This is a genomic window from Lederbergia sp. B243.17 (assembly GCF_057657925.1).
In genome coordinates this window covers 1-22,188 of sequence record NZ_JBWBKF010000039.1, presented here as the reverse complement: position 1 = coordinate 22,188, position 22,188 = coordinate 1, and the positions used below count along the sequence as shown (strand labels likewise).

The following is a 22,188-nucleotide window of genomic DNA, read 5'->3' as shown; positions in this document are numbered from 1 at the left end:
TTGTAAATAAAAAGAACGCCCAATGTGGGCGTTCCACTTTAATCAAAATTCTATTTTTTATTCAGCCAGCTCTCCATACCCCAATATTTCAAGCTGACGCTTAACTTCTGGCTGAACCTTGGTTGGAACCTGTGCATAGGTCTTGTCACCTTCCATAATCAATGCCACGTAAATAACTGCGATTGGCATAATCCCACCTCCTTTCAATACTTTCAAAAGAAGCCATAATAAAAACGCTTGGAACAGCTTACGCATCAGCATTACCAGCGTTTAGATAGTCCTGTACTTCTTTGCGAATACGTGCAGGCACTTGTTCGATTGTCTTGTCTCCGTCTTTGATCAACTCCGCGTAAATTGGAACAATTGGATTCATTCTGTCTCACCTTCTTTCGACAGGTACACAGCTTCATAAAGGTCCGTTACGACCAACATGACATTCCGGTTTAGCTCCCGTAACTCCAAGTTTTCTTCGAACAAATCCGTAACCGTTAACATGAGAGCCTTGTTCATTTTTTCTAACGCGTCAATTTTTTCCGCATCTGTCTTTCCCTCGAAAACTTTCTCCAATGGACCGTGCGAACCATCAGACAATCTGCGTCTAACTAATATGGTCATTGTGTCAACGCCCCCGTCAGTAATGTGATTGGCTTATCGCCTGTCCAAGACAGTTTCAGGACGATGTTCTCGGCAGGTGTATCGGTCTGAAAAATGAAGAAGTCCTCCGCAATTCTTGGGGCAACCGGTGCTGTTGTATCTAGCGTTAGGGGTACAAACTTTTCCTGCTCCGTCCCGTTTGTCATGCTGATCTCTGCTTGAATTTCCTGCCCCTCATCCCTCTGAACCCACAACAAAACGCCCTGTGCTGATCCGGCTGGAGGTACGATTTTGTACCGTTGCACGGATTGACTCATAGGCGTTAGATTTGCAGTCTTATTCAATTTGATAGTTTTGGAAAACTTGAAATCGTATGTGTCAGTAACTTCGACAACAATTTTATTTTCTCCAACTTGGAGCTTAGATAGCTGAACATCGAAAGAGAACTTGCCTGGCGGACCGTTGTGTATCTCGACGTTCATCCCGTTATTAATTCTGTAACGAACGATGACATCGTTGCCATCAAGATCAAATGATTCCCCTGTGACAGTAAATTTGTCTGGATCGATTAATCCAGAGTTAGATTCGATTGGATCAATAGTCAACGATGGCGGCCGGTTCGGAACAACATAGAATGTTCGCTCCTCAACCTCCGACTTGCCCCGCTGATTATCCTCTGACCAAACCTCGACTTTGTACGGCGTGCTCTCTGAGAGTTTATCCGTGACAGCCGTGTCGTCCTTATAGAGCTTTCCTTCTCTAAACGTAAAGGTCTCTTTAAAAGGGATAGGCGTTCCACTGGATAGCTTTGTTTCTATTCCCCTTGCAACACCACCATTGAGACGCAAATAGACAATGACCACATCGCCGATGTCTTCATCTTTTGCCGACCCCTCAATAACAAAAGCGTCCTTTTCATAGAGGGTTTTGTTGTTTTCTGTAAGCAGAGTAATTGTTGGCGGTACATTGTGTTCAATTACGAACGGCTCCGAATACACCCAGTCAGAATATACGCCGCTAGTATCTCTGGCCCTTACTCTGAATGCAACGGTCTGAATCGCCTTGTCAGTTGTCGGAGTAAAGTTCCGGTTTAATGCAGTTGCATGAGTGCCAACGGCCGCCCAATTTCCACCCGCGTTTCGGTATTCCACTTCATAGGCCGCAATGCCTGCTGCTGCGGATGCTGCGAATGTTAGGGTTACAGGAACGCCTGGTTTCAATTTCGTTCCCGTTACTGGCGATGAGAACCCGCCTGGCGGCGCTATGCTTTGATTGACCCGACTTCCACGAACATACCAGTAACCGTCCGTATGTTCGCCGTCGTTAGGGTAACTACCATCCTGGGCGACTATTCCGGATTGTATTAACGATCCTTTTACTGCTCTTTTCTCTTTCACGTATGCTTCCGATAACGATGCGCTAAATCCTGCTGTATTGTCATTTATGCGCCATGTGTTACTTGTCATTTTGAATAAATACATTCTGTCATCCGAAATAACGTACTTATCGACAAAATTCGAATTTGGGAACATTGTCGAAAATTGATCCACGCCTACAAATCCCAATTCCTCATCAAGTCTGTAAGAATGATAAACCGGCGTGCCAACAACCGCATTCCCACCCGACGTTTTAAAAGCACTCATAGCTAATATGTTTTTCACTATTTTTTGGTGCTTACTCCAATAATACATCGGTTTCGTTACTGTTAATGTCGCACTATCACTCCACGCAGATACAAGGCCCCCGGCATCCTCTGCCCTCACCCGGAATTTTACACTTGTGGCCGTCGCCGGAACTGTGAAATTCGCGCTGTTTGTGGTCGGGTATGAGTGATGTGTCCACGTAGACGAACCGTTTAAGGCATATTCCAACTTGTACCTGGTAAAATTCCCTTCTGCATCCGACGAACCACCCCACGATACACTTCTCACATCACCATGCTCAAGAGTGCCTGTCGGTTGTGTGAATGCGCCTGGCATTGTCGGCGCTGTGTTTTTGATTTCTCTTTCTACTGTTAAAGGCCCCAATTCCGCTGAAATTCTGTATTTGCCAATTATAGGTGTAGGTTCACCCGGAAAGTGTGTGGCCGCATACAAGTTTAGATAAGATGATACGGTAAACCTTGTTAATTCTTTGTACGGGCTTAATTTACTTATCGCAACCGTTGGAACTGTGGCGCTTGGTGAATGCATTCTGTAATTATACAAATTAAAATTAAAATCTACGTCCTTCCAACTAGCTGCTGCTAATTCCGCGAACTTTTCCCATGCCATCCTTACACCACCTCCCCGACTTCGATTGTGTATGTGCTCCAAGCCCCGTTTTCCATCTTCCCTGCTTCAATCTTTGCGGTACTCCGTGCAATCGCGGCACCTTTTACATAATCATTTTCCAACGGTTGCACCGTGATTGTGTTTTGCGTGATTTCAGTAATGAGCTTGTTCTCAAAATTCACCCCATCGAAAATGGAGACCTCGGTGAAAGGCTTGAATCCTTCGGTATGGTCCACGTTAAGAACCGTCGTTCCGGCCGAACGGGGAGCCGTCAAGACCGCCCTGGCCGTCAGGCGCTGAATCTTGTTCGGCTCGCCATCGAACAGGTCCGCAAACGCGCCGGAGTTACCCGGGAACTTGTCGTTGATTTCCTGATTGATCTGCATACGAAGAATTTCATTGGCATGTTGTACCAATATCTCATGAGCACGGAAAAGCCATGTATCCAAATGGTTCATATTCCTTGCATTTAACCGTGTTCCCTCTTGTTCTGCAACGAATTCAGGGCGCCCAGTTACTTTATTGATAATTACATTTCCTTCCTTATCTCGCTTAGGAATGAAATCACCGTTTTCATCGATCTTTAGAATGTGATCCAAAAAGTGAATTAAAGGATATGGATTGCTGTTGTTCACGGTTGCACCTCCTCCGCAATAATCGGGATGTCAAATACATACATAAACCCGTCATTTTCCTTATTGAAATTCACCGGGCCGCTAACCAAAACAATGTTGTCCCGGTCTAGCAGTGAAGCATGAGTAACTGGCCCCTCGTATTGGTCAATATAAAATTTGACGCGGACAACATTACCGAGCAGTTCGGTACCAAACACATCAAAATCTCGCTCTATCCCACCAATTAAAAAACGCCCTCTTCTAACATTGGTTAGAATGGCGTTGTGTAAGATATTCATCAGCCTTCCATGGGCTTTCATTTGATCACCTCTTTAATAAGTTACCGACATGTCACTTGCGACATATGGCACTTCGTATACGTGGCCCCTCAACTTGCCGGATCCCGATAACTTCCCGGACATCCCTTTTTCATCATTGGTAGCGATTGTTAAACCGCAGACAGGATATAAGACTGGATAGACATGAGCACGAGGGATGATTATGATACCAGGAATACGGATGACATAGTTATAGTCCAATGCCAGGTTCATCGGAATCATTTCTTCCATCGTGTCCTTCAATAGCTTCACATCTGCAATCTTCTCGAAAAACTCAAAGCCCAACTCATAGGCATTTGCATCAAGAAAGACTTGATATTTCCCTTCTCCACAAAGCGCATTTAACCGTTGAATCAACGCTCTGAAAGTATAAGGTAAACGATTATTCATCTTTGCTAAAATACGAAAACGCCTCTCGTTGATCGTGTCTGTATTTCTTCGCTGGATCCTCAGTACCTTTTCCCAGCGGCGCAAACCATGCTCAGTCGCATCAAGGACGAAGCGATCTTTAAAGATGCCGAGTAGATGAATTCGTATGCGATTCAATTCTGCACTTTGAGCCTTTGTAATTTCCTGAAACTCTACAAATTCATTAACCGTAGGAGGCAGCATTGGATATAGGTCTATTTCTCGTTGCAAGCTATCCAATGATTTCACCCCTGACCGGAATATAATCGGCTTCCAGAATAAGATTTTCGGGAAGGCCATTGATCAATGTATTCTGCACATCCAGCACGCCTTCCAAGTCCAGAATACGTGATTCAACCTGTATTATCCGAATAACGATTTGCGAAGTGTCTTCCCAATTCTGTTTCAGTTCCAAGAAGTACTCATCTATAAGTTCCTGGATAGGAATCTCAAGATCCGGCCAAGAATAGCCACTCTCAAATGTGATATTGAACATAAAGTTCACTACAGCCTCAGAGACACCAAATATCGATACAACATGACCTATAGGGGCAAGGCCTAATCCTTCTCCTTGGCCTTCAAAGGGGTCAATGGCAGTCTGCAGTTCCTCTAGTAAAGCAGCAGTAGGTGGTTTGTATTGCGAATCCATAACAACCAATTTCACCGTACTTCCACCTTGCCAAGCTCGGTATATTTTAACACCTCCAACCCCCTGCAGGCTGTGGACCTTCTCTTTGTAGTCTTTCCTGTTGCCCCCAAACGCCTGGGAATCGAAACTATCCAAGTACTTCTTGCGGAGCGCTTCAGTTTCTTCTTCATCCTCACCTGGAATTAATAGTTCCGTAAGCTCTGCCCTTGTCAGCCCGTCGATATATTCCATCGGAATTAACGTACCAAATCCAATATTTCCTCGGAAGCCCGGCGTCTCACATTTCAATTTGAATATCCCGAAGCTGATTCGTTCAATAACGGTATAGTTAAGATCATCCAAATTGAAGCGCGAACCGAGTGGAACATCGATGTTGAATTCGCCTTTTAAAATAGCGTGTGTGGCCGGATCAGGTGTGATTCCCCTTTCCCTACTCAATTTCATTAGGAATTCACGCGATGCTGTATCTCCGAACATCTCAATGATCATGCTGTCCATTGCGATATAGAGCTCTTTGGCTTGAATGGAAGAAGGGGCAAGGGCATCGTAAATAATGGATCCTTCACGTTTATCTACATCTGTTTTTACACGGCTTAATGACTCTTCTAGCAATTGATCTTGCGTAATGTGTTCAAACATTAAACCGCCACCTCCGTTTCCGCCTCAACCTCGCCAAAGATCGTGTGGGCCGTAAATCTAACATGTACTTTATTCTTGATATGAGAAAATAAAAAAGCATCCACACTAAGGATTCTGTCATCCTGTGTCAATGCTTCCGTGATTAATCTTTTCAATTCACTATAGACATATGGTATCGGTTGACCGAACAATTTGCCGATTTCTGCGCCATAATTCCAGGAGTAAATGAGATTATCATAACGTTCTGTGCCTAGCGCTTTGTATATTGCTTGTTCGATTGCTTCCCTGCCATCTGTAAAACCTGTTACTCGGTTGCGGATCAAATCCAATTTATACGTCTTCGTGGGTTCGACTTCTTCCTCGAAATCCGCTGCCAATTCAAGGAGACCTTTATTTTCTCGCGGTATCACATCCATCACTCCTTATCAAACACGACATACTGCTGGCCGCCTTGGACACGCAATAACTTCACGATATCCCCCACAACTAACCCATTATGAATAAGAAAAGTTTTACGGCCTTTGTATTGATGATAGTGAGTGGCATATGCTGCTTCCCCGCTACCGCCGCTTGTTTCTTCAGTTACATGATCAACCGTCATTTCAACCTCGTGATCTCGAACAGCACGCGTAAGAATCAGTTGTTCCTCTTCAAGAGGCAATCGCTGTTCCACCAATATTTTTAAGGGCGCCACGCTGATCACTTCACCAAACAAAACCTGAACAGGATCCATTGCTAGAGCTGTATCGGCACTCGACTTTTTCAGCGACTTTAAAATGTCATGCATATCACGCAACAAACTCACCGCCAATCAATTTCAAGTCCATATAGTGGTCTCTCTCGTCGAATGTATGTTTCACATTATCGACGACCATATAGTTAGCGACAGTCATATCACCGATATAAAGACCAACGCCAAGGCTGCTGCCAGCGCGGACCCGGGGATCTCCAAATGCGCGTTTGACAATAAGATTTCTTGATTTTTGATTGTACAAGGCTAGTAAACCATCAGCTTTCGCTTTTCCATTCACATTCTCCTGGATTGTTTCAAAATACTGCAGGACGCCCCATTCATTCATGTGTTTGCTGTCTTGGGCAATGTAAATTTCTCGCTTGCCTTTTTTCTTGTTTTCATAAGATAGCTTGATTTTGTTGTACGTATTAGAGTCGATGGAAGAGGTATAATCAAAGCTTTCTCCCGTTTCTTCGTCAATAAGCAAGTCCAACTTCATGGATTCTATATTCCGCAACGCCACTGCACCGAAATCATCATACAAAACATACAATTTACGAGTATTTTGCAGTGTGATATCCAAGGCGTTCTGTACCATATCAAAAAGCGTTTTATTGTCCTCAACTCGAGATGGTATTTTAAAGCCGGTGTTTTCAATCCCGCCTGCCTTCATTCTGAAATCGGCAATCAACATCTGCAAAAACTGGCTGGCTGTTTTGTTTTTATAAACATAGGTGTCCTTGTTTTTGAAGTAACGCAGCTGGTCGTAACAAGTAACAGTAATCTTTTCATTACTCGATCGCTTTTTGGTGAATACAAAGCCGTAGAAAATCTTCGATCCATCGTATATGAATCGGACCGGATTACCTTCTTGAAAATCGAGAGCCTCATCTTTGAGAACGGTGAATGTTAACTTCCCAGGTACGCCTTTCCGGGTCGTTTCCCATACAATGCCTTCCTCGACAGCAGGCTCCGTTATTTTTGAGCCATTTTGGATAATCAATTGCGCTTTACCCAAACCGGATCACCTGCCCCGGTTTAATAGCTGCAGGATTCTTGATCCCATTCAGTTTTGCGATTTCCTGATATTTCGATCCATCACCTAGTTCCTTTTGGCAAATCGCCCACAAGGAATCATTCGGCTTCACAGTATACGATTTAGCAGGCTTTTTACTGCTCGGCCTATCTTTGGTTGTCTTAACCTTTTGGGCAGACTGAGAGCCAGCAGCCTTGTTCTTAACAACCATTTTCTTTGTGCCATAATCCCGGTACTGTTTCAGGTTTATTGCTACTTCAATATCGAACCCATTTTCAGCATCCTCTTTAATTACGTAATCCTCCAAGGTTACTTTCAAGTTCGTATCAAATAGCAGGTCACCATTCGGCTTAGCCCGAGTCACGATAAATTGGAAGGGCTCTTTACTGATCTTGAGTTTCTCAAATTTCTCCAGGAAGTGTGTAGCAGGCTGGAAGCCATCCGGATAGACAGCAAAAGGGTATTTGGAATTCGGCAGTAAAACGTCAAAAGACAGCTCGGTAAGTCCGGCCGTTTTTAACAAATTGACTTCGCCCTCATTTATGAGCGTGATTGTCTTATTTTTATTTTGTATCTTAGTATCCAACTTAGGAGGCGCAACAGGTAGCTGCAATCCATCCATGAAAAATCCATACATCCATTACGCCCCCTCTGCTGCGACATCGATTGCTTCTTCCAATTTCTCAGCGAACTGATCGATGATTCCATCCAAATCGAGATCGGAATTAATCGTATTTTCGCTTTTGAAATCCACCTTAATCTCTGCGGTGGTAAATCGATTAATAGCGCCACGTTCTGCCATGTCACGGAGATATTTCAGGTCCTCCTCTGAAGCTTCCATCGACTTTGCCATTTTTGCAGTATTGCCCGCTGTCTTCTTGCCATCATCGCCAAGAGGGCCGAGTGGACCGAGTGCGTCTTGGAGGCCATTCATGATATCTTCGTAAGGATTCTTAACTTTGGGCATATCAGCACGCGGATCGTTATCGAATAAGTTAGCTCCCCAGTTATAACCGGTATTCCATGCCTCACTCAGAGATTTGGTTTCCATTTTAGGCGCTTCCCAATATCCCTCTGGAGCCTCACCAGCCCAGTCATTAACCCTTTTCTTTATTCCGCTAAATTTTGTGGCGATGGATGTAGCGGGAGCCATTTTACTCATGTTTCCGATATCAATTCCCGGAATCATATTCAAAGCATCTATTACCCAATTGATTGCTGTGATTGCCATGTTAGCCCCTGAAATAAACGCGTTCGCCAGATTGGTGGCTGCAGAATCGAAAGAACCAATCATACTCATTTCCATGTCAATAGCGTTATTCACAAGATTAGCGAACAGCCGTTTGACAGTATAAGTCGGGTGAATCCAAACATTCGCCCAAAATTCAGCAATAGCCGCAAAAATATTCCACAGAAATGCAATTACATTGTAAATCCCTGCGCCGAGAGCCATAAAGGCACCAGCTACTATGCCTGTAGCACTGTAAGAAGTTCCCGCAAAATAATTTACTGCGGCAACTGCCAGGTAGAGCACTCCGATTAATATAAATATAGCCATAATAACAATAAATACGGGGTTGGCTGCTAACGCTGCATTTAATCCCCACGCCGCTGCAACCATTGACCACGTGGCGCCTGTTCCAGCACCCATCGCTGCTGCATATATAAGCGTCGCCGTTGTATTTAATGCTTTCCAAGTAAAAGCTGCTATTTCTGCTAGTTTCACGGCGCCTAATGCCGCTGCATATCCCAACATGACAGTAGTTACAAAACCTATTGCGGGACCTATTAATGACCATTTGTCATACATAAAACCCGCCACTGACGCAATAACGTCGAATGTCGCTAAAGTTATTTGAGACAATGTATACAAAGAACTGACAATGCCATCAATCATACTTTGAAACTTTTCGTTGTTCGCGATTTCATTCATGCTTTGTAATACAGGCTGGAATGCCCAGATTGCCTCATTTTTAAAAGTGGTCCATATCTGTGAAAATGTATACGGCATGGATTCAAAGTTTTTGTTAATCTCCTTAGTGGCCGTTAACATCGCATTCTTCACGATTTGAGCAGTGATTTCACCATCAGAAGCCATCTCACGTATTTGGCCAATCGGCACTTCTAAATAATCTGCAATGGTTTGAATCACGTTTGGAGCAGATTCAAATACTGCGTTCAACTCTTCACCCCGTAGTACTCCAGAACCGAGCGCTTGAGTTAATTGGAGACTTGCTGATGCCATCTCTTCCGTCGATGCCCCAGCAATGATAAACTGCTTATTTAGATTTTCCGCGAAAAGTATCGCTTCTTTGTTATTAGCAAACGCATCTTTAGCACGCAAACCAAGTTTAGCAACGATGTCTGCTGTATCTAGATACGACGCCCTCGACCTTTGAGCCGAATCAAAGATCATGTTTTGCAACTCTTGTGTTGTCTGCAACCCGTCATTCATCATATTTAGACGTGCTGTCGTATTAGTCATTTCATCAGACAGCGAAATGACATTTCCAGCTGTATGAATCCCTAAATAAGCTGCTGCTACACCTGCGATTTTTTGAAGCAAACCATCCGCTGCGGAAGAACCATTTCTGATGTCATTATTAAATTGCTTCTGAGCCACATCAGCTTGCTTTATTTCGTGTTCAATGTCGTTAAACGCCGTTTCGGCTTTTGCTAATTCTTCTCGAGCGTGTTGAATACTGGCAGTGTCAACTGCATTGCTTGAAGCACTCTGTAACGCTTCAAAACTATTCAAAACCACATTCATCGCTGTGTTCATAGATTGAAACGCTCGAGACATATGATCTTGAATTTGAATAGCCGTTCTGATTGTTGCCACCTTCTCACCTCCCTCCAGAGGAAATACAAAAAAGCCGCTCATTGGGCGGCTTTTTTATCACTGTTTAGTTAATGTTAATAACTCCTGTTTTGGATCCCCATGACCCTGTTTGCACTTTTAAATCAAGCCCTGACAAACCAGCAGGAACTTCAAATAGTACATTTCCCGTTTTGGCTAGTCCAGGATTGATGCCATCAAATAAAAAGAACTTTTCGTCAGCAGTTATAATTGTAGAGGGAGTATATTCAACGCCACTATCCGAAATCAATTTGAAGAAACTTGAATCTGTATTGATCGATTCGTTCCCATCATTACGTACAGTTACATTGACAATTAAATATACAGCACCATCGGCACTTGGTTCATATTTAAACATGCCATTACCTGCTGTTACTATATTTGTTTCCTCGATAGAATTAACCTTAAACACTACCTTACCTACTGATAATTCATCACCAATACCTTTTTTCTTTTCTTGTTCAATTGCGGGGGCATTCTCCTTTTGCGCACCTGCCACTGAAGTTGGTTTTCCTTCGGCATCGATATTTTTATTATTTTTATCGCCAAATAAAGCGCCGATAATCATTAATAATACGAAAAGCGCAATTAAACCTCCGCAACCAAATTTAAAAAACTTTTTCACTTGTTCCCCTCCCTTATTAATACCAATAGCATATAACAAGAGGGAAAATGTTACCATTACTTTTTTCTTCGTCTGCTATTCCGCTTTGCCTCTTTCTCTGCCTTCTTCTCAGCATCCATCTTAATCTGCACAGCAGCAATGACAAAGGCTTTTTCATACTTAGGCAGTTCATCGAACTCATGCGGCCACTTTTTCAATTTATGGAGGCAATAATAAGCCACGTTCGACTCAAAATCGCCTCCATTGATCAGTTTTTTGCTTCTTCTACGGCCTCATCCATTCCCACATCGAATCCGTTAACCGTTTGGACCAGCTTCAGATATTCCGCATATTCTCCCGGCAGCAACATCTTCTTTAGCAGCGCCTCTGCACCCATTACACCATAGCTCTCCTGCAACCCTTGATCGTGTAGATTAGGGAAGATAGTACATTTTACCGCCAAGGAAGCTAAATATCCTTCGTAATCAGTCACAGGCTGAAAAACATTTTTCTTTCCCGGTACCGGCAAGCGTTTAGTGTGGCTTTTCCGTAAGGCTTCATCCTCGTCGGAACCAACGGCCCCCACTTCCCATTTGATTGGATTTTTATCCTCATCAATGAACCGTTTAGATACAACATGTTTCTCAGTTTCAACCTTTACTGCGTTCTGTGCCAAAAATGCTGTTAAGTTACTCATATAATTTCATCCTTTCAAATTTAAGTATTAAGAAAAGCCCGCGTAAGCAGGCTCTAATTAGGATTGCATTGTATTTAGGATGGAGAATTTTTCTGGGAACTCAAATCGCTCAAACGTAAAGTCAAAAGAATCCTCCAGATATTCAGCATCCGCGTCAATCAACGCTACAATTCCGCCATCCATATTGCAATCTTTTAAAATCGTTGTTTGACGGCCGACAGTCGAAGAAGCATCTTCGTTTGTCACCTGGATATCGAAGTAGATATCCTCTCCTGTCTCCTGATAGCGATAGAGCAATTCTCTGAAAATGGAAGTGTTGTAATGAAATGTAGCCGAACCCGTTCCTTCACCGCCAGCGGATTTGTTCCCCTTGCTGACTCGACCCATGATAGGGACTTTAGTTTTTGTTTTGTCATAGTTTGCTTCTAAATTAATCACGTTCGCGAACTTATAGCGATTGCCCTCGATGGTTACGAAGGCTTCTCCCTGTGCCCCATGAATCGAATCTTTGGCGTGCATGGTTTCATTCATGAATATCCCTCCTTTATGCTACAGTTGTTGTAATGTAAAGCTGTGACATTGCCACAGTCGGCTCGATCACTTCATTCACTACAACCGATTTTTTTGTTTTTCCTTGATCAACAACAACTTGCTCCGGATCAAAGTTCTGAATGGCACGGAGGCCTTGTAACTCCCGCCGGTGAGCGACAATATCCCCCCATAAAGAAACACGGCCGCTCTTGTCATTTGGAACCTGACCCAAGTACCGTGTGTTAAAGAGACTTGCCGTATCAATTGCAATTTGGTCCAGCACTCGTATTACCTGGTTCATGCTAAAATCTTCGTTCTTGTCGACAGTAAAGGACGTGAACGTATTTACATCTTCGAGCACCCGGATCTCTTCACCTACTCGATGGAATACATACTTTCCAGCCTTTAATAGAGCAGCAAGCTGTTGTTGAGTTTTTGTTTCACTCATGTCAATTGTGAATTCGCCGCCATAAACTTTATTAGTGTTCGATTTATTAACCGCAACACCCGCTTGGGCACCAACGGCCCAATAAACTGCACCGAACGTCTCTTCTCCATCTCCAGTTGTATCATTTTGAATATCAATGATGCCTTCGTGATCAGCTGGACCAATTTTATGGCCAACCAACTGGAATTTTGCCCCTACACTATCGCGCAGACGCTTAGTATATTCAACGAACAACGATTTAATAGTCGGTTCAGCAGATAAGCAGCCGAGCGTGTTAAAACCATATGCTTCAAGTGAATCCAAAGCATTCTGGTATGCAGTACCGGTCAATGGTCCTCCATTGGTGCCGCCTGTAAAGGTGAGCCCGGCAGTTTCATCCAATGACGCTTCATCGTTCCATATGACAAAATCCGAATCAATTAACTCAGCAGCTGTAGTGATCGCCAATTGCTCGTCCACTACTGTAGTCCCCAGATATGTTTGCACATCAAATGTAGCAGGCTCGTCTACGTTCGCTGATACGATGATTGTTAGATCGTTGCCGCGTATACCCTTGCATCTCGCCTTTCCAAGAGCATTAGACGCTGCCACAGCGCCTTCCTCTAATCGATAAAAGAAAACAGTGTGGGCGTTTTTAAATACATCTCGAATCCCTTTAAGCTTTTCGTGTGTGTAATCGTAACCGAAGATTTTCAACGAATCTTTTTGCAAATCCTCCGCCGTTACTGCGAATACGTCACCATCAGCACCCCAATCCAGCACAATCGGCAAGCCGACATACCCGCGATCGCTAAGGTTAACGAACGCACGTGCAGCACTTATAAAGTTGTGATAAGTACCTGGGAGCACTTTGTTTTGTGATAAAAATGTTCCTCCACCGAGCGCCAAGTCAATTACCTCCTTCGAATTGCTTTAGAATCTCATCCACTTCAGCGAATGAGTAAGTTTTTTCGTCGTCAAGTAACGCATTCAAAGCATCGCGACGATGAATATATTTTTGGCTTTTCACAAGTTGTGCTTTTGTGAACGTTGGCACCTTTGCATCGATTGCCTTCTTAACCTTTTTTCCTGTCACTTTCGATTTCTCCTGAATTGATTTATTCTTCGCCAACTGCAGCCACCTCGTTTCCGTTTGTATAATGCCTGAGCGAACTCATGAGCACTTTTGCCTCTACTTCTTGCAAGAAGAAATCAAAGCGCATGAAGTTATGACCATTCCCATCTACAACCTCGCTATTGGCTCCCCTGGCCAACATCTGATCGCCATTCAACAACTTCACTACCTTTAGGGCTTGCTGTATCTTCAACGTCATGGTGGCACTCTCAGAAGCTCCCTGAGAAGGGAAGTATTGAACATTAAACAAGGGAGTAACCTTCCATCTGTCGCCGATCTGACGAATGTGCTCCAAGCTCAAAAACTGAATGAAAAAAGCAGGGGTACCAAACCCCTGCGGCACTTCATCAATATAGGTCGTATAACGGTCACCAAACGATTGATTCAGCTTGATTGATATAGCAATGATAATATCGTTAATTTCCATCGAATATCTCCCCCAAGAACTTCATAAGCTTTCGTTCAAGAATCTGAGGCGATTGCCTTTCGAGTTCTTGCTCGGAAATAGTCAACATGAAGCGACCCTTTACCCAACCTTTGTGATTGCGCGTGCGGTGGCCATATTCGACGTATGAGGCATAGCTGACAGGGTTCACGATCTCTACTTCATACACTGACCCGGATTTCTTAATTGAAAGGGATTCAGCATAACTCTTGGCACCTGTACCGCCATTAAATACAGCCGACAATTCAGCCTCACGCTCAGTATCAGCTGTCCACCCCCGCCGTAAAGTGCCGCCGACTTTTCCCTCGTCTTCATATACGCCTACCGGTGTTCGCTTGATCACCTTTGCAAGTAATCGGGCAGCAAGTTCTTTCGCACACGCCTCGCAAAACTTCTCAAACCCTGCCCGTTCAAGCTTCTCCATCCGCTTGGCTAAGCGTTGCAGCTGTCGATAGTCAACGCTTCCCCACCGAGCCATTATGCCCACCTCTCAAATAATTCGAGCTGGATCTCCTGGTGAGAACTATAAACAGCCGGCTCACCACTTCGACTATATTCAGCCGTGCGGCCGCGTTGGGTAACAATGATTTTCGAGCCTGCATTTATAACCAATTCCGGTGCAATGAATAGCTTCGTAGACTGCGCTACGATTCCGACTGTATCTGTTTGGTTTGTAGAAGCAATTCGCTCGAAGGAGAGCTTGCAAGGCTGATTTTCCAACACAGTGACTTCTTTCTGGGTTGTAACGTGAGTGATCGGATCCTTCACAGAACGACGCTCTATAACGGTACACACGCCAACATAGAGAGATTCAACAGCCTTGCGCTGAAGTGTTTGGTTCACCTTACCACCTCAATCTCCGATAGCGATTCAGTTGTTTGGCGTAGTCAAACAGAAGTTGCTCTGTGGCTTGCTCACGCGCTTCCGCCTTAACAGAACCATATTGGACAGTTGTATCGCCTTCCTTGATAGATTTCACTGCCTGTTGTTCGTCGGGATTCGATTTTCGTTCCTCGCCTTTGATTAGATCGATCACCATATTGGCATGAACAAATTTCAACCCAGCCGGGACGCTTTGTTGATTGGTATAGGAGGTTATCAGTTGACCGACCTCTGCCACGATTAATGCCAAGTCCGTATCATCATCAGGTCGTTTGTCCGGCGGGAGCTTTGCTTTGATAATGTCGAATACATCCATGATGAACCCCCTTATTCTTCCACTGGGTTATCTGGAGCTTCAGAATCTTGCTTTCTAATGGCAGCCAAAATTTCATCTCTTTTTTTGGCTTCTGCCAGGTCAATGCCATGTTCAGCAGCATAATCTTTAAGTTCAGGGATCGTCATTTCATCAAGTGATTTTGTGACTTTTTCAATCGTACCTATTACTTCTACAAGTGAATCATCAACGTGTTCTGCTTTCATGGAAAATTCCTCGCCCGGCTGATAGGTCGTGCCATCATACCGGACGGGAATAGACTTCACTTTTACTTTTAGCAAAGTGTCCATCCTCCTTATGCAATTGGTTGAGCTTGGAATACTTCATCAGCAGCAGGGAATGAAGGTAGCGCCGTAGCGACTGCCTTAGTCCAAGTAGAAACCGGATCAAGGCTCTCTTCATAAACCATGGCCAGTACATTCCCGATCGTGCTTTGGTCAACGGCTGGATCACGTACTAAACGATTCTCTTCAGGCGTTGGACCGTAAAGTGTCTCGCCGAGAGTACCGTCTCCGAACATGACAAATTTGTTTTGCGGGAAGTAACGGTGCTGCGTGTATTTGCCGTTCTTTCCCTGCTTTCGGTACTTGGCATCATACGCCGCAATCTGCGGAAGATCATGTTGCACCATAAAAGCGTTCAGATCGGCACGAGTTGCTACCCGCATGGAGTCACGCCCATACAAAGCGCCAATCACTTTCGGATGGCGTAGCAAAGCGGAAAGTACCGCATTGGAAGTCAATGCACGGGTTGGTGCTGTTCCTAACTGATCAGCCCAACGGAGCATATCTTCAATCGGATCTGAATCCGCGTTCGTCCACAAACCTGTTCCGGATAGAGCTTCCTTGTTCTCAGTTGGTACTTGGTAATCTACAACCATATCAAGATGGTTCTCATCCAGTGTGACGGTTCCGTTCGCGAGAACTTCCATCCGCATCGCTTCGACGCGCGCTTTTACACCAGCAACCAGAACGTCAATATCATTGAATACGTTCTTCATCAAATAATCTTGCTCAGCCTGGTTGCGCGGGCTCTCGATTGCGATGATGTCTTTTTCCTTTAGCTGCATCTTACGTTTGATAAGTGCAAGTTCCAGTGCCATCTTGCTCGCTTCACGACTGCCGATTTCAGCTTCCGTGTCGAAGGCGTGGACACTTGCAATGACAGGCAGAGAACTTCCACCTTTTATCATGTCGAACTCCAGCGACTGCTTCTTTACTTCAGGGAATAGCTGCTCACCTAAAAGGGCCGGGTATTCCCGGTTTTGCAGATAATTCAGTACTTCCTTCTGGGAAAACAATTCTAAAATGCTTGGCATATTTCATTCGCTCCAATCGTTGTTTAATTATCGAAATTTGATTTCAGTTAAGGCTGCTTTGGCTTCTTCGGACAGAGCGATAGGCAGACGCTCCGCAATAATCCACGCTTCACGGATAACCGAACCAGGTTGCGGTCCTTCGGTTACATCAACGTCTGTGTATACGATGCCTTTTGCTGTTTCATCATTGGCAGGCCATACTGTCCCCGCCTTAACAATCTTGCGGCCGTTTGAATCGACAGCAACTCCCGAATCACTAATCTGTTCAGTGAAGGCTACAACTTTTGCGCTTGCTAAAAAGTTAATGTCTTCTGCTTTTCCGTAGTTTTTAACGTACATGGAAATTCTCCTTTCTTAACTCCAAATTGATTTTTCAACAGGTTTGCTCTTCTCATTCGCGTTCTTTGCAAAATTGGCGCCAGTGCTCGCCGGTGGTGTGCCTCCCGGATCGCCTTCAGCAGGCCTGGCCCCTTTGAAAGCAGGCGGCTGATTCCCTGAATCCTGGACAAACAAAAAAGACTTTGATTCCTGCAGTGTTTTAATCTGCTCATCAAGTCCTTTCGCAACGTTCCCGTCTTTATCCAGTTCGATTGTCTTGCCGTCAATGAGAGTGGCAACAAGATCTGGGTCATGCACTTTGCCAGCAAGGGCAAGTTTCACTGCGCTGGAAAGTTGGGTTTCTTTCAGCTTGGTTTCATATTCCGTCTTTGCCGTTTCATTGGCTGCCTGGAGCTCATCAATTTTTGCCTGCAGTCCTTTGGCATCGACTTTCTTCAATTCCTCCAGCTGCTTGTCCCGGTCTTTGATCTGATCGCTCAAATCTTTGACTTCCTGGATCTTCTCATCCAAACGGCTTTTGGGAATCATCTGTCCGAAACCGGCCACAACTTTATCAGCTTGCTCTTCAGTCAGCCCAAGAGCGATTAATTGTTCTTTGTTCAATTCATTTTCCTCCTAATTCGTTTTTTACGTGTAACGACACGTTAGGTATTTGCTTTGTTCTTTAACGTCTGCAAATGCTAAAAAGACGAAAGATCACTGACGTGGAGATACTGAATTCAAAGCTTCCTCAAGGTGTTTGTTGATCTGTTTTACCACTCTGTCTACGTCAACATCAACATTAGACTGAGAGTTAATATGGTTGGCAGTGCGGGACCGTCTTGAAGCTTTTCTTTGTTCGTGTAAAGGTGCCAGCAGAATATTCCTTATCTTCTCGTCCCGTAACATGTATTCCGCATCCTTAACAGGGAAGCCGTATGTTCGGATAACATAGAGGAGTTCGGTTGAATCAACCTGTTCCTCATATTCTTTTTCAAATTCTTCAGCTGAACAGGTGGTAACCTTTCCGTTGTCCGAAACTACAAGATAATCTCCCGGAGTGATATTCAAATCGCCTTCGATAGGTTCAACAAAACGGCTGCCCTCACAAGACGGACTGATGTACAGGCTGCTTGTACTTGTTAGGAGAAAGTCTCTCACATCAGCCATTGGCTGTCCTATATAGGTTTTCAAAGCCCACACTGTCTGAAGCTTTCTTTGATACTTCTTGCGCATGGTTCTCATCCTCCCTCTTTTTATTGCTGCATGACCGGGCAGCCCCCGGAGATGGCTGGATCACCTTACCTTTCTCGAATTTGACATACGAAACAGCAATGGACCTCACCACCTCTAAGCAACATACTTTACATGCCATTCTTCATAGGCCATATTGGACGGCACATAATATATCTCGCCATCCTTACCACGAGCAATCCGTTCACCATAGTTGTCATCAAAGTAAGGCACTGTAACGGACCGGCACCACACGTGAAATGGCGGGGCTGTCACGCCTGTTGAGTAGTCGGACATCAAAAAGACCTTCCCATCAAGTTCCTGACAAATAGAACTTGTTTTGTGGTCTAGCGTCGCTACAATTTCATAACGCTCGACATCTAAATCACTGAATGCACTCTTTTGGGCAGCAGACGCAAAAAAAGCCGATTCGGTCATGATTAACCGTCCAGCTTGATGCTTGCTTACGTTGAAACGTTTCGCGATAGTCGCAATAGCCTTGTCCGGAGCATCACCGCGTATGAGCGCTTGCGTCAACTCAGTATGAAGCGTATTTACTAAAGAATCTTTCGCCTTCCAAATCCGGGAGCTGAAATTGGCTCCATCAGCTGCCCAAGGTTTCGCTATCACTTGCTCCAACTGCTTTGCATTGATTGCCTGTAAGCTATAGCCTACGTTGAAGCCCTTTTGAATCTCATAGGCGGTGTGATAATAGGAGTCTTGATACACGTCTTTCATCAGGCTTTCTATGCCATCCAGCTGCTGTCCATACAGCTCTTCAACCTTCTGCTGCATTTGAAGTTTGATTGATTCAAGGCGAGAGATATGAACACGGGCAGATGCATTTTCAAGCTGTTTCATCCATTTGCCATCAAGTGCATTCTTTTGCCCATATTCGATGTATTTCCGAACATCCCAATGGAACTCGGCTAACTCGTCGCCCCTTAACCATTGTTTAGCCTCAGCCAATGAAATCTCATTGTTGTCAGCGAAACGCATATACCATTTGTAAATATCCTTCTCCAGCTCATCCTTGATCAAATTATAAAGTTCCTCAATTTCTTCCGTGAACTCTTGGCTTTCTGCTAACTGTGCTTCTAACAGCTGCTCAAATCGCTTACGCCAATACTCCCTACTTTGAGTCATTTACTTCACCGCGTTTCGGAAAGGAGTTGCGATAATCATCAAGTTCCTTCTGCTGATGCTCCTCTTGATTCTTGATCCGATCCTCGACTTCCTCCGTATACCATGGATGATTTTCACGGATTGTCCGGTCATCCAGGATTCCCACGGACTTGCTGCAATTCTCAATTGCTTCCGTCTCGGCAATAATGATATCCCGGTTGAAGATGACCGTCACTGTCTCTTCGGTGAAATCTCCTTTCCCGGTCATGAGCAGATAGTGATTGATGAACCAAAGCATGTGCTCAATACTCGACTGGAACTCTGCCTCGAGCGTGTTGCAGTCCATGTCCAAGTCGGAATATCGGAAGCGTAAGGCGACACCAGAAGCATCCCTCAGATTGACATCTCTGGTATCCACGCCTCGGCCGAACTCATAGATGGAATTGCGGGTACGGTCAATCTCTTTCTCTACCGAATCGGTTTGAATGTCCGACTGCAGCTTGTCGACATCTCCATCAGCATCAAGTTTGACGGCCATATATTCATTCAGGTCCCGGAGAAATTCGGCCAGGTTTTCGCCGCCATAGTTTATCAGTTTATAAATGAATTTCGGCAAATCCGCAAGCTGATCGGCATTGGTTGATGCCTGCAAATTGTAGTTATCGACCAGCGCCTTGATACTTTCCACGAGGGGCTGTTCTTCCTCGTTATATTTAAAGTGGATCAGCGGAATCTTCTCCCATAGATAGGGCCGATCATTGATAGTGAAGTGGTAATTCCGTTCAATGCCAGCAGGGACGTCTGGAATCAACTTGGCCCCTTCCACCACGTAATATCGGATGCCGCCGCCGTGATAATACTCCACTTTCTGGAGCGTCTCCTTTTTGCGGTTCATGTAGATCGTCTGATTATAAACGCGCAGGAAGGAGGTAACTTCCATATGCTCGTTATCACCCCAAAAGGGGATAATTTGCTCGGAAGGAAACTTCGCAAACGACAGCTCGCCCGTCTCATTGATGTAGGGATACAGATAAGCAATTCCTTTATTGATTGCCTCCTTCCCGATGTTCTTGAGTTTCTTTAACAGCCCACGATCGAATGTTTCTTTGAGAACTTCCGCATATTGCTTGTTCTCGGTGCTGATCGTCGGCTCTTTCGACAGGAGGTACCCCACTTTCTGATCTACCAGCTTCTTAGTAAATCCATGGGATAATTTCTGATTGGATTTCCAACTGATTTTTTGGATCTTCTCCTCTATGGCGGTCTTGTTGCGATAATATTGTTCGCCCAGCAGCATGTTCTTTCTGGCTTCGCTGTCCTCCCATTCCTGTATCTCCATGAGAAGCATTTCCTCATCAGTTATCACGTCGTTGACCATATCCTTGATCACCTTCTCCATTCTTTCGTGCCAACGCGGACGATAAAGATCTTCAATCAGCATATTTCTCACCTCACTTTAAGATGGACACGGACGGTCGCTTCATATCCCGTTCAAATGCGTAACGGGTGGCGTCAATCGTATGGTTGTTTTTATCTTCAAGTCGCGGCAGCGGATTTCCGTCTCGGTCCGTCTGGTAATCAATGTTCTCAAATTCTCGTGCGATGTTAGGCGTTCGCAACGGGTCAATGCAGATGAAGTCCAGATCATCAAGCCACTGCTCGCCGTATTCAACTGAGTCAGGCCCTTTCTTAGCTGGATAGATTCGGCGGATCCCGTGCTCTTTCTTCAGCTCATCAATGGACTTCGGCTCCGCGTTTTCTGCACATAGCTCAATCGATTCATATCCCTTTGAGAATATCCACTTTGCCAGATTGCGGTTACTGACCTTTTGGTCATAAAGCTCATCGATGGCATAGATGCCGTTTCGTTTTTTGTCATAATGCCAGCGAACAAAAGCAAGAGGATCTGGGCCGTAACCAAAGTCAACACCTTGCCGAATATTGTCAAAGCGACTGACCATTTCATCCGTAATGCTGCCGGCTTCCACCTGCAAGTTATCGAACGGAACGACACCGGAGCCAATTGCCTTCCCTTCATACTCCCATTCATACCGTTTTGGATTGCGCTCCCGGGTCGCCTCAGCTTCTTCGATGAACTGTTTCGAGATGTATGGGTTATCCAAATACGTTGAATGATGCACAAATGTATTGGCTGGCTGAAAGGACGTCTCGTACTTCTTGTTGACCCATGATTGTTTCCTTTTTGGTGGGTTATAACTGAAAAAGAACTTATAAAAAAGACCATCCGGCAGCTCCCCGCGCAATAGGGAGTTGGTGATGGTCGTCACTTCTTCTTCAGTTTTAAACTCAGCCAATTCCTCAATCCATGCGAAAGCAAAGGGATAGTTTGCTGATTTTAAGGACTTGATTCGCTCTGGCTCCTGGGCACCTCTGAACACCATGTAATTGCCCTGGGGAATATAAGTGATTCTCATTGGCGACTTGTTCACTTTGAACAGGTGCGATACGCCTTGCTCTGATATGGCCCATTTCATCTGCTCGAAGATGGACAATTCAATCGTGTTATCAACCTTCCTGATGCCGACCCCGTTTAGAGGATAGCGCATGAGCAGCTGAACGATGATATGGGCGATGTCAGACGATTTCCCGGAACCACGTCCGCCTTTACAGACAACGTTCAGGATTTCTTTTGCAACAGCTGCCCGCCAAACCGGATGAAAAGCTTTCGGTAGAAACTCAGATAGTTTACGTTTCATCCCCATCACCTATGTCATCGATGAAAGTTACCACACCCTCGACTTCCACCTGTTGCTTATCCGTCCACATGGTATAGCGCTTGCCAAGAAGTTCGGCTGCTTTGATACGCTCTGCAACTGATGGCTTCATATCCGTTTTCATGTATTGTTCGCCCATTCCCATGCCTACTAATGCAGCGCCCTGGGCCTCTCCTCTTAACACCGCTGTTAAAGTTTCTAGGATCTCTTGCTGATCAGCAACACGTTCAGACTTTAGTTCTTCCATTCGGTCTGCTATA

32 protein-coding genes are annotated in these 22,188 nt (G+C 44.8%); all 32 read right to left on the bottom strand.

From position 1 onward, the window contains the following. Positions 1-57 precede the first annotated feature (57 nt). On the bottom strand, positions 58-189 hold the full coding sequence (locus AC0TWI_RS07335; protein ID WP_488125689.1) for a hypothetical protein: 132 nt from the start codon (positions 187-189) through the stop codon (positions 58-60). A gap of 58 nt (positions 190-247) precedes the next feature. Next, positions 248-373, bottom strand: a complete 126-nt coding sequence (locus tag AC0TWI_RS07330) for a CD1375 family protein (RefSeq protein WP_488125688.1) — start codon at positions 371-373, stop codon at positions 248-250. Continuing rightward, a complete protein-coding gene (locus AC0TWI_RS07325) occupies positions 370-615 on the bottom strand; it encodes a hypothetical protein (protein WP_488125687.1) in 246 nt (81 codons plus the stop codon). The genes AC0TWI_RS07330 and AC0TWI_RS07325 overlap by 4 nt, the downstream gene beginning before the upstream one ends. Continuing rightward, positions 612-2,621 (bottom strand): fibronectin type III domain-containing protein, encoded by a 2,010-nt coding sequence (locus tag AC0TWI_RS07320; protein ID WP_488125686.1) that lies wholly within the window; start codon positions 2,619-2,621, stop codon positions 612-614. Before AC0TWI_RS07320 ends, AC0TWI_RS07325 begins: the two co-directional genes overlap by 4 nt. 248 nt (positions 2,622-2,869) lie before the next feature. Beyond that, positions 2,870-3,502: a hypothetical protein gene (locus tag AC0TWI_RS07315; RefSeq protein WP_488125685.1), complete on the bottom strand. Its 633-nt coding sequence runs from the start codon at positions 3,500-3,502 to the stop codon at positions 2,870-2,872. After that, positions 3,499-3,801: a hypothetical protein gene (locus tag AC0TWI_RS07310; protein WP_488125684.1), complete on the bottom strand. Its 303-nt coding sequence runs from the start codon at positions 3,799-3,801 to the stop codon at positions 3,499-3,501. Before AC0TWI_RS07310 ends, AC0TWI_RS07315 begins: the two co-directional genes overlap by 4 nt. A 12-nt stretch (positions 3,802-3,813) precedes the next feature. Beyond that, entirely contained in the window at positions 3,814-4,467 is a 654-nt protein-coding gene (locus AC0TWI_RS07305) for a putative phage tail protein (protein WP_488125683.1), read from the bottom strand. Further along, positions 4,460-5,515: a baseplate J/gp47 family protein gene (locus tag AC0TWI_RS07300; RefSeq protein WP_488125682.1), complete on the bottom strand. Its 1,056-nt coding sequence runs from the start codon at positions 5,513-5,515 to the stop codon at positions 4,460-4,462. The genes AC0TWI_RS07305 and AC0TWI_RS07300 overlap by 8 nt, the downstream gene beginning before the upstream one ends. Then, positions 5,515-5,925 (bottom strand): DUF2634 domain-containing protein, encoded by a 411-nt coding sequence (locus AC0TWI_RS07295; protein WP_488125681.1) that lies wholly within the window; start codon positions 5,923-5,925, stop codon positions 5,515-5,517. Before AC0TWI_RS07295 ends, AC0TWI_RS07300 begins: the two co-directional genes overlap by 1 nt. Before the next feature lie 5 nt (positions 5,926-5,930). Next, a complete protein-coding gene (locus AC0TWI_RS07290) occupies positions 5,931-6,302 on the bottom strand; it encodes a DUF2577 domain-containing protein (RefSeq protein WP_488125793.1) in 372 nt (123 codons plus the stop codon). A 1-nt stretch (position 6,303) separates the two neighbouring features. Further along, entirely contained in the window at positions 6,304-7,266 is a 963-nt protein-coding gene (locus AC0TWI_RS07285; protein ID WP_488125680.1) for an XkdQ/YqbQ family protein, read from the bottom strand. Then, positions 7,259-7,921, bottom strand: a complete 663-nt coding sequence (locus AC0TWI_RS07280; protein ID WP_488125679.1) for a LysM peptidoglycan-binding domain-containing protein — start codon at positions 7,919-7,921, stop codon at positions 7,259-7,261. Before AC0TWI_RS07280 ends, AC0TWI_RS07285 begins: the two co-directional genes overlap by 8 nt. Positions 7,922-7,924: 3 nt before the next feature. Then, complete coding sequence (locus AC0TWI_RS07275) at positions 7,925-10,126, bottom strand: tape measure protein (protein WP_488125678.1); 2,202 nt, start codon at positions 10,124-10,126, stop codon at positions 7,925-7,927. 64 nt (positions 10,127-10,190) lie between these two features. Further along, on the bottom strand, positions 10,191-10,769 hold the full coding sequence (locus AC0TWI_RS07270; protein ID WP_488125677.1) for a DUF4352 domain-containing protein: 579 nt from the start codon (positions 10,767-10,769) through the stop codon (positions 10,191-10,193). A gap of 56 nt (positions 10,770-10,825) precedes the next feature. Continuing rightward, on the bottom strand, positions 10,826-10,990 hold the full coding sequence (locus AC0TWI_RS07265; RefSeq protein ID WP_488125676.1) for a hypothetical protein: 165 nt from the start codon (positions 10,988-10,990) through the stop codon (positions 10,826-10,828). A 26-nt stretch (positions 10,991-11,016) separates the two neighbouring features. Beyond that, the gene (locus tag AC0TWI_RS07260) at positions 11,017-11,445 is read right to left on the bottom strand and encodes a phage tail assembly chaperone (RefSeq protein ID WP_488125675.1); all 429 of its coding nucleotides are present in this window, start codon (positions 11,443-11,445) and stop codon (positions 11,017-11,019) included. A gap of 57 nt (positions 11,446-11,502) precedes the next feature. Beyond that, a complete protein-coding gene (locus AC0TWI_RS07255; protein ID WP_488125674.1) occupies positions 11,503-11,976 on the bottom strand; it encodes a phage tail tube protein in 474 nt (157 codons plus the stop codon). A 13-nt stretch (positions 11,977-11,989) separates the two neighbouring features. Next, a complete protein-coding gene (locus AC0TWI_RS07250) occupies positions 11,990-13,312 on the bottom strand; it encodes a phage tail sheath family protein (RefSeq protein WP_488125673.1) in 1,323 nt (440 codons plus the stop codon). Position 13,313: 1 nt separating this feature from the next. Further along, complete coding sequence (locus AC0TWI_RS07245; RefSeq protein WP_488125672.1) at positions 13,314-13,535, bottom strand: hypothetical protein; 222 nt, start codon at positions 13,533-13,535, stop codon at positions 13,314-13,316. Further along, positions 13,522-13,965 carry a phage tail terminator family protein gene (locus AC0TWI_RS07240; protein WP_488125671.1) on the bottom strand — a complete coding sequence of 148 codons (444 nt, stop codon included), beginning with the start codon at positions 13,963-13,965 and terminating at the stop codon, positions 13,522-13,524. The genes AC0TWI_RS07245 and AC0TWI_RS07240 overlap by 14 nt, the downstream gene beginning before the upstream one ends. Further along, positions 13,955-14,461, bottom strand: a complete 507-nt coding sequence (locus tag AC0TWI_RS07235) for an HK97 gp10 family phage protein (RefSeq protein ID WP_488125670.1) — start codon at positions 14,459-14,461, stop codon at positions 13,955-13,957. Before AC0TWI_RS07235 ends, AC0TWI_RS07240 begins: the two co-directional genes overlap by 11 nt. Beyond that, positions 14,461-14,751, bottom strand: a complete 291-nt coding sequence (locus AC0TWI_RS07230) for an ABC transporter ATP-binding protein (RefSeq protein ID WP_488125669.1) — start codon at positions 14,749-14,751, stop codon at positions 14,461-14,463. The genes AC0TWI_RS07235 and AC0TWI_RS07230 overlap by 1 nt, the downstream gene beginning before the upstream one ends. Positions 14,752-14,827: 76 nt before the next feature. Next, entirely contained in the window at positions 14,828-15,181 is a 354-nt protein-coding gene (locus tag AC0TWI_RS07225; RefSeq protein ID WP_488125668.1) for a head-tail connector protein, read from the bottom strand. Between the two features lie 11 nt (positions 15,182-15,192). Next, positions 15,193-15,480 carry a Rho termination factor N-terminal domain-containing protein gene (locus AC0TWI_RS07220; RefSeq protein WP_488125667.1) on the bottom strand — a complete coding sequence of 96 codons (288 nt, stop codon included), beginning with the start codon at positions 15,478-15,480 and terminating at the stop codon, positions 15,193-15,195. Between the two features lie 14 nt (positions 15,481-15,494). Next, the gene (locus tag AC0TWI_RS07215) at positions 15,495-16,517 is read right to left on the bottom strand and encodes a major capsid protein (protein ID WP_488125666.1); all 1,023 of its coding nucleotides are present in this window, start codon (positions 16,515-16,517) and stop codon (positions 15,495-15,497) included. Between the two features lie 27 nt (positions 16,518-16,544). Continuing rightward, positions 16,545-16,856, bottom strand: coding sequence for a hypothetical protein (locus AC0TWI_RS07210; protein ID WP_488125665.1), 312 nt, complete (start codon positions 16,854-16,856; stop codon positions 16,545-16,547). 15 nt (positions 16,857-16,871) lie between these two features. Continuing rightward, positions 16,872-17,459: a phage scaffolding protein gene (locus tag AC0TWI_RS07205; RefSeq protein ID WP_488125664.1), complete on the bottom strand. Its 588-nt coding sequence runs from the start codon at positions 17,457-17,459 to the stop codon at positions 16,872-16,874. A gap of 93 nt (positions 17,460-17,552) precedes the next feature. Then, a complete protein-coding gene (locus tag AC0TWI_RS07200) occupies positions 17,553-18,071 on the bottom strand; it encodes a hypothetical protein (protein WP_488125663.1) in 519 nt (172 codons plus the stop codon). 114 nt (positions 18,072-18,185) lie between these two features. Further along, on the bottom strand, positions 18,186-19,214 hold the full coding sequence (locus tag AC0TWI_RS07195; protein ID WP_488125662.1) for a minor capsid protein: 1,029 nt from the start codon (positions 19,212-19,214) through the stop codon (positions 18,186-18,188). After that, entirely contained in the window at positions 19,201-20,634 is a 1,434-nt protein-coding gene (locus tag AC0TWI_RS07190) for a phage portal protein (protein WP_488125661.1), read from the bottom strand. The genes AC0TWI_RS07195 and AC0TWI_RS07190 overlap by 14 nt, the downstream gene beginning before the upstream one ends. A 10-nt stretch (positions 20,635-20,644) precedes the next feature. Then, complete coding sequence (locus AC0TWI_RS07185) at positions 20,645-21,916, bottom strand: PBSX family phage terminase large subunit (RefSeq protein ID WP_488125660.1); 1,272 nt, start codon at positions 21,914-21,916, stop codon at positions 20,645-20,647. Beyond that, positions 21,900-22,188, bottom strand: a 289-nt coding sequence (locus tag AC0TWI_RS07180; protein ID WP_488125659.1) for a terminase small subunit, incomplete at its 5' end; no start/stop codon positions are given. The genes AC0TWI_RS07185 and AC0TWI_RS07180, both read right to left, overlap by 17 nt.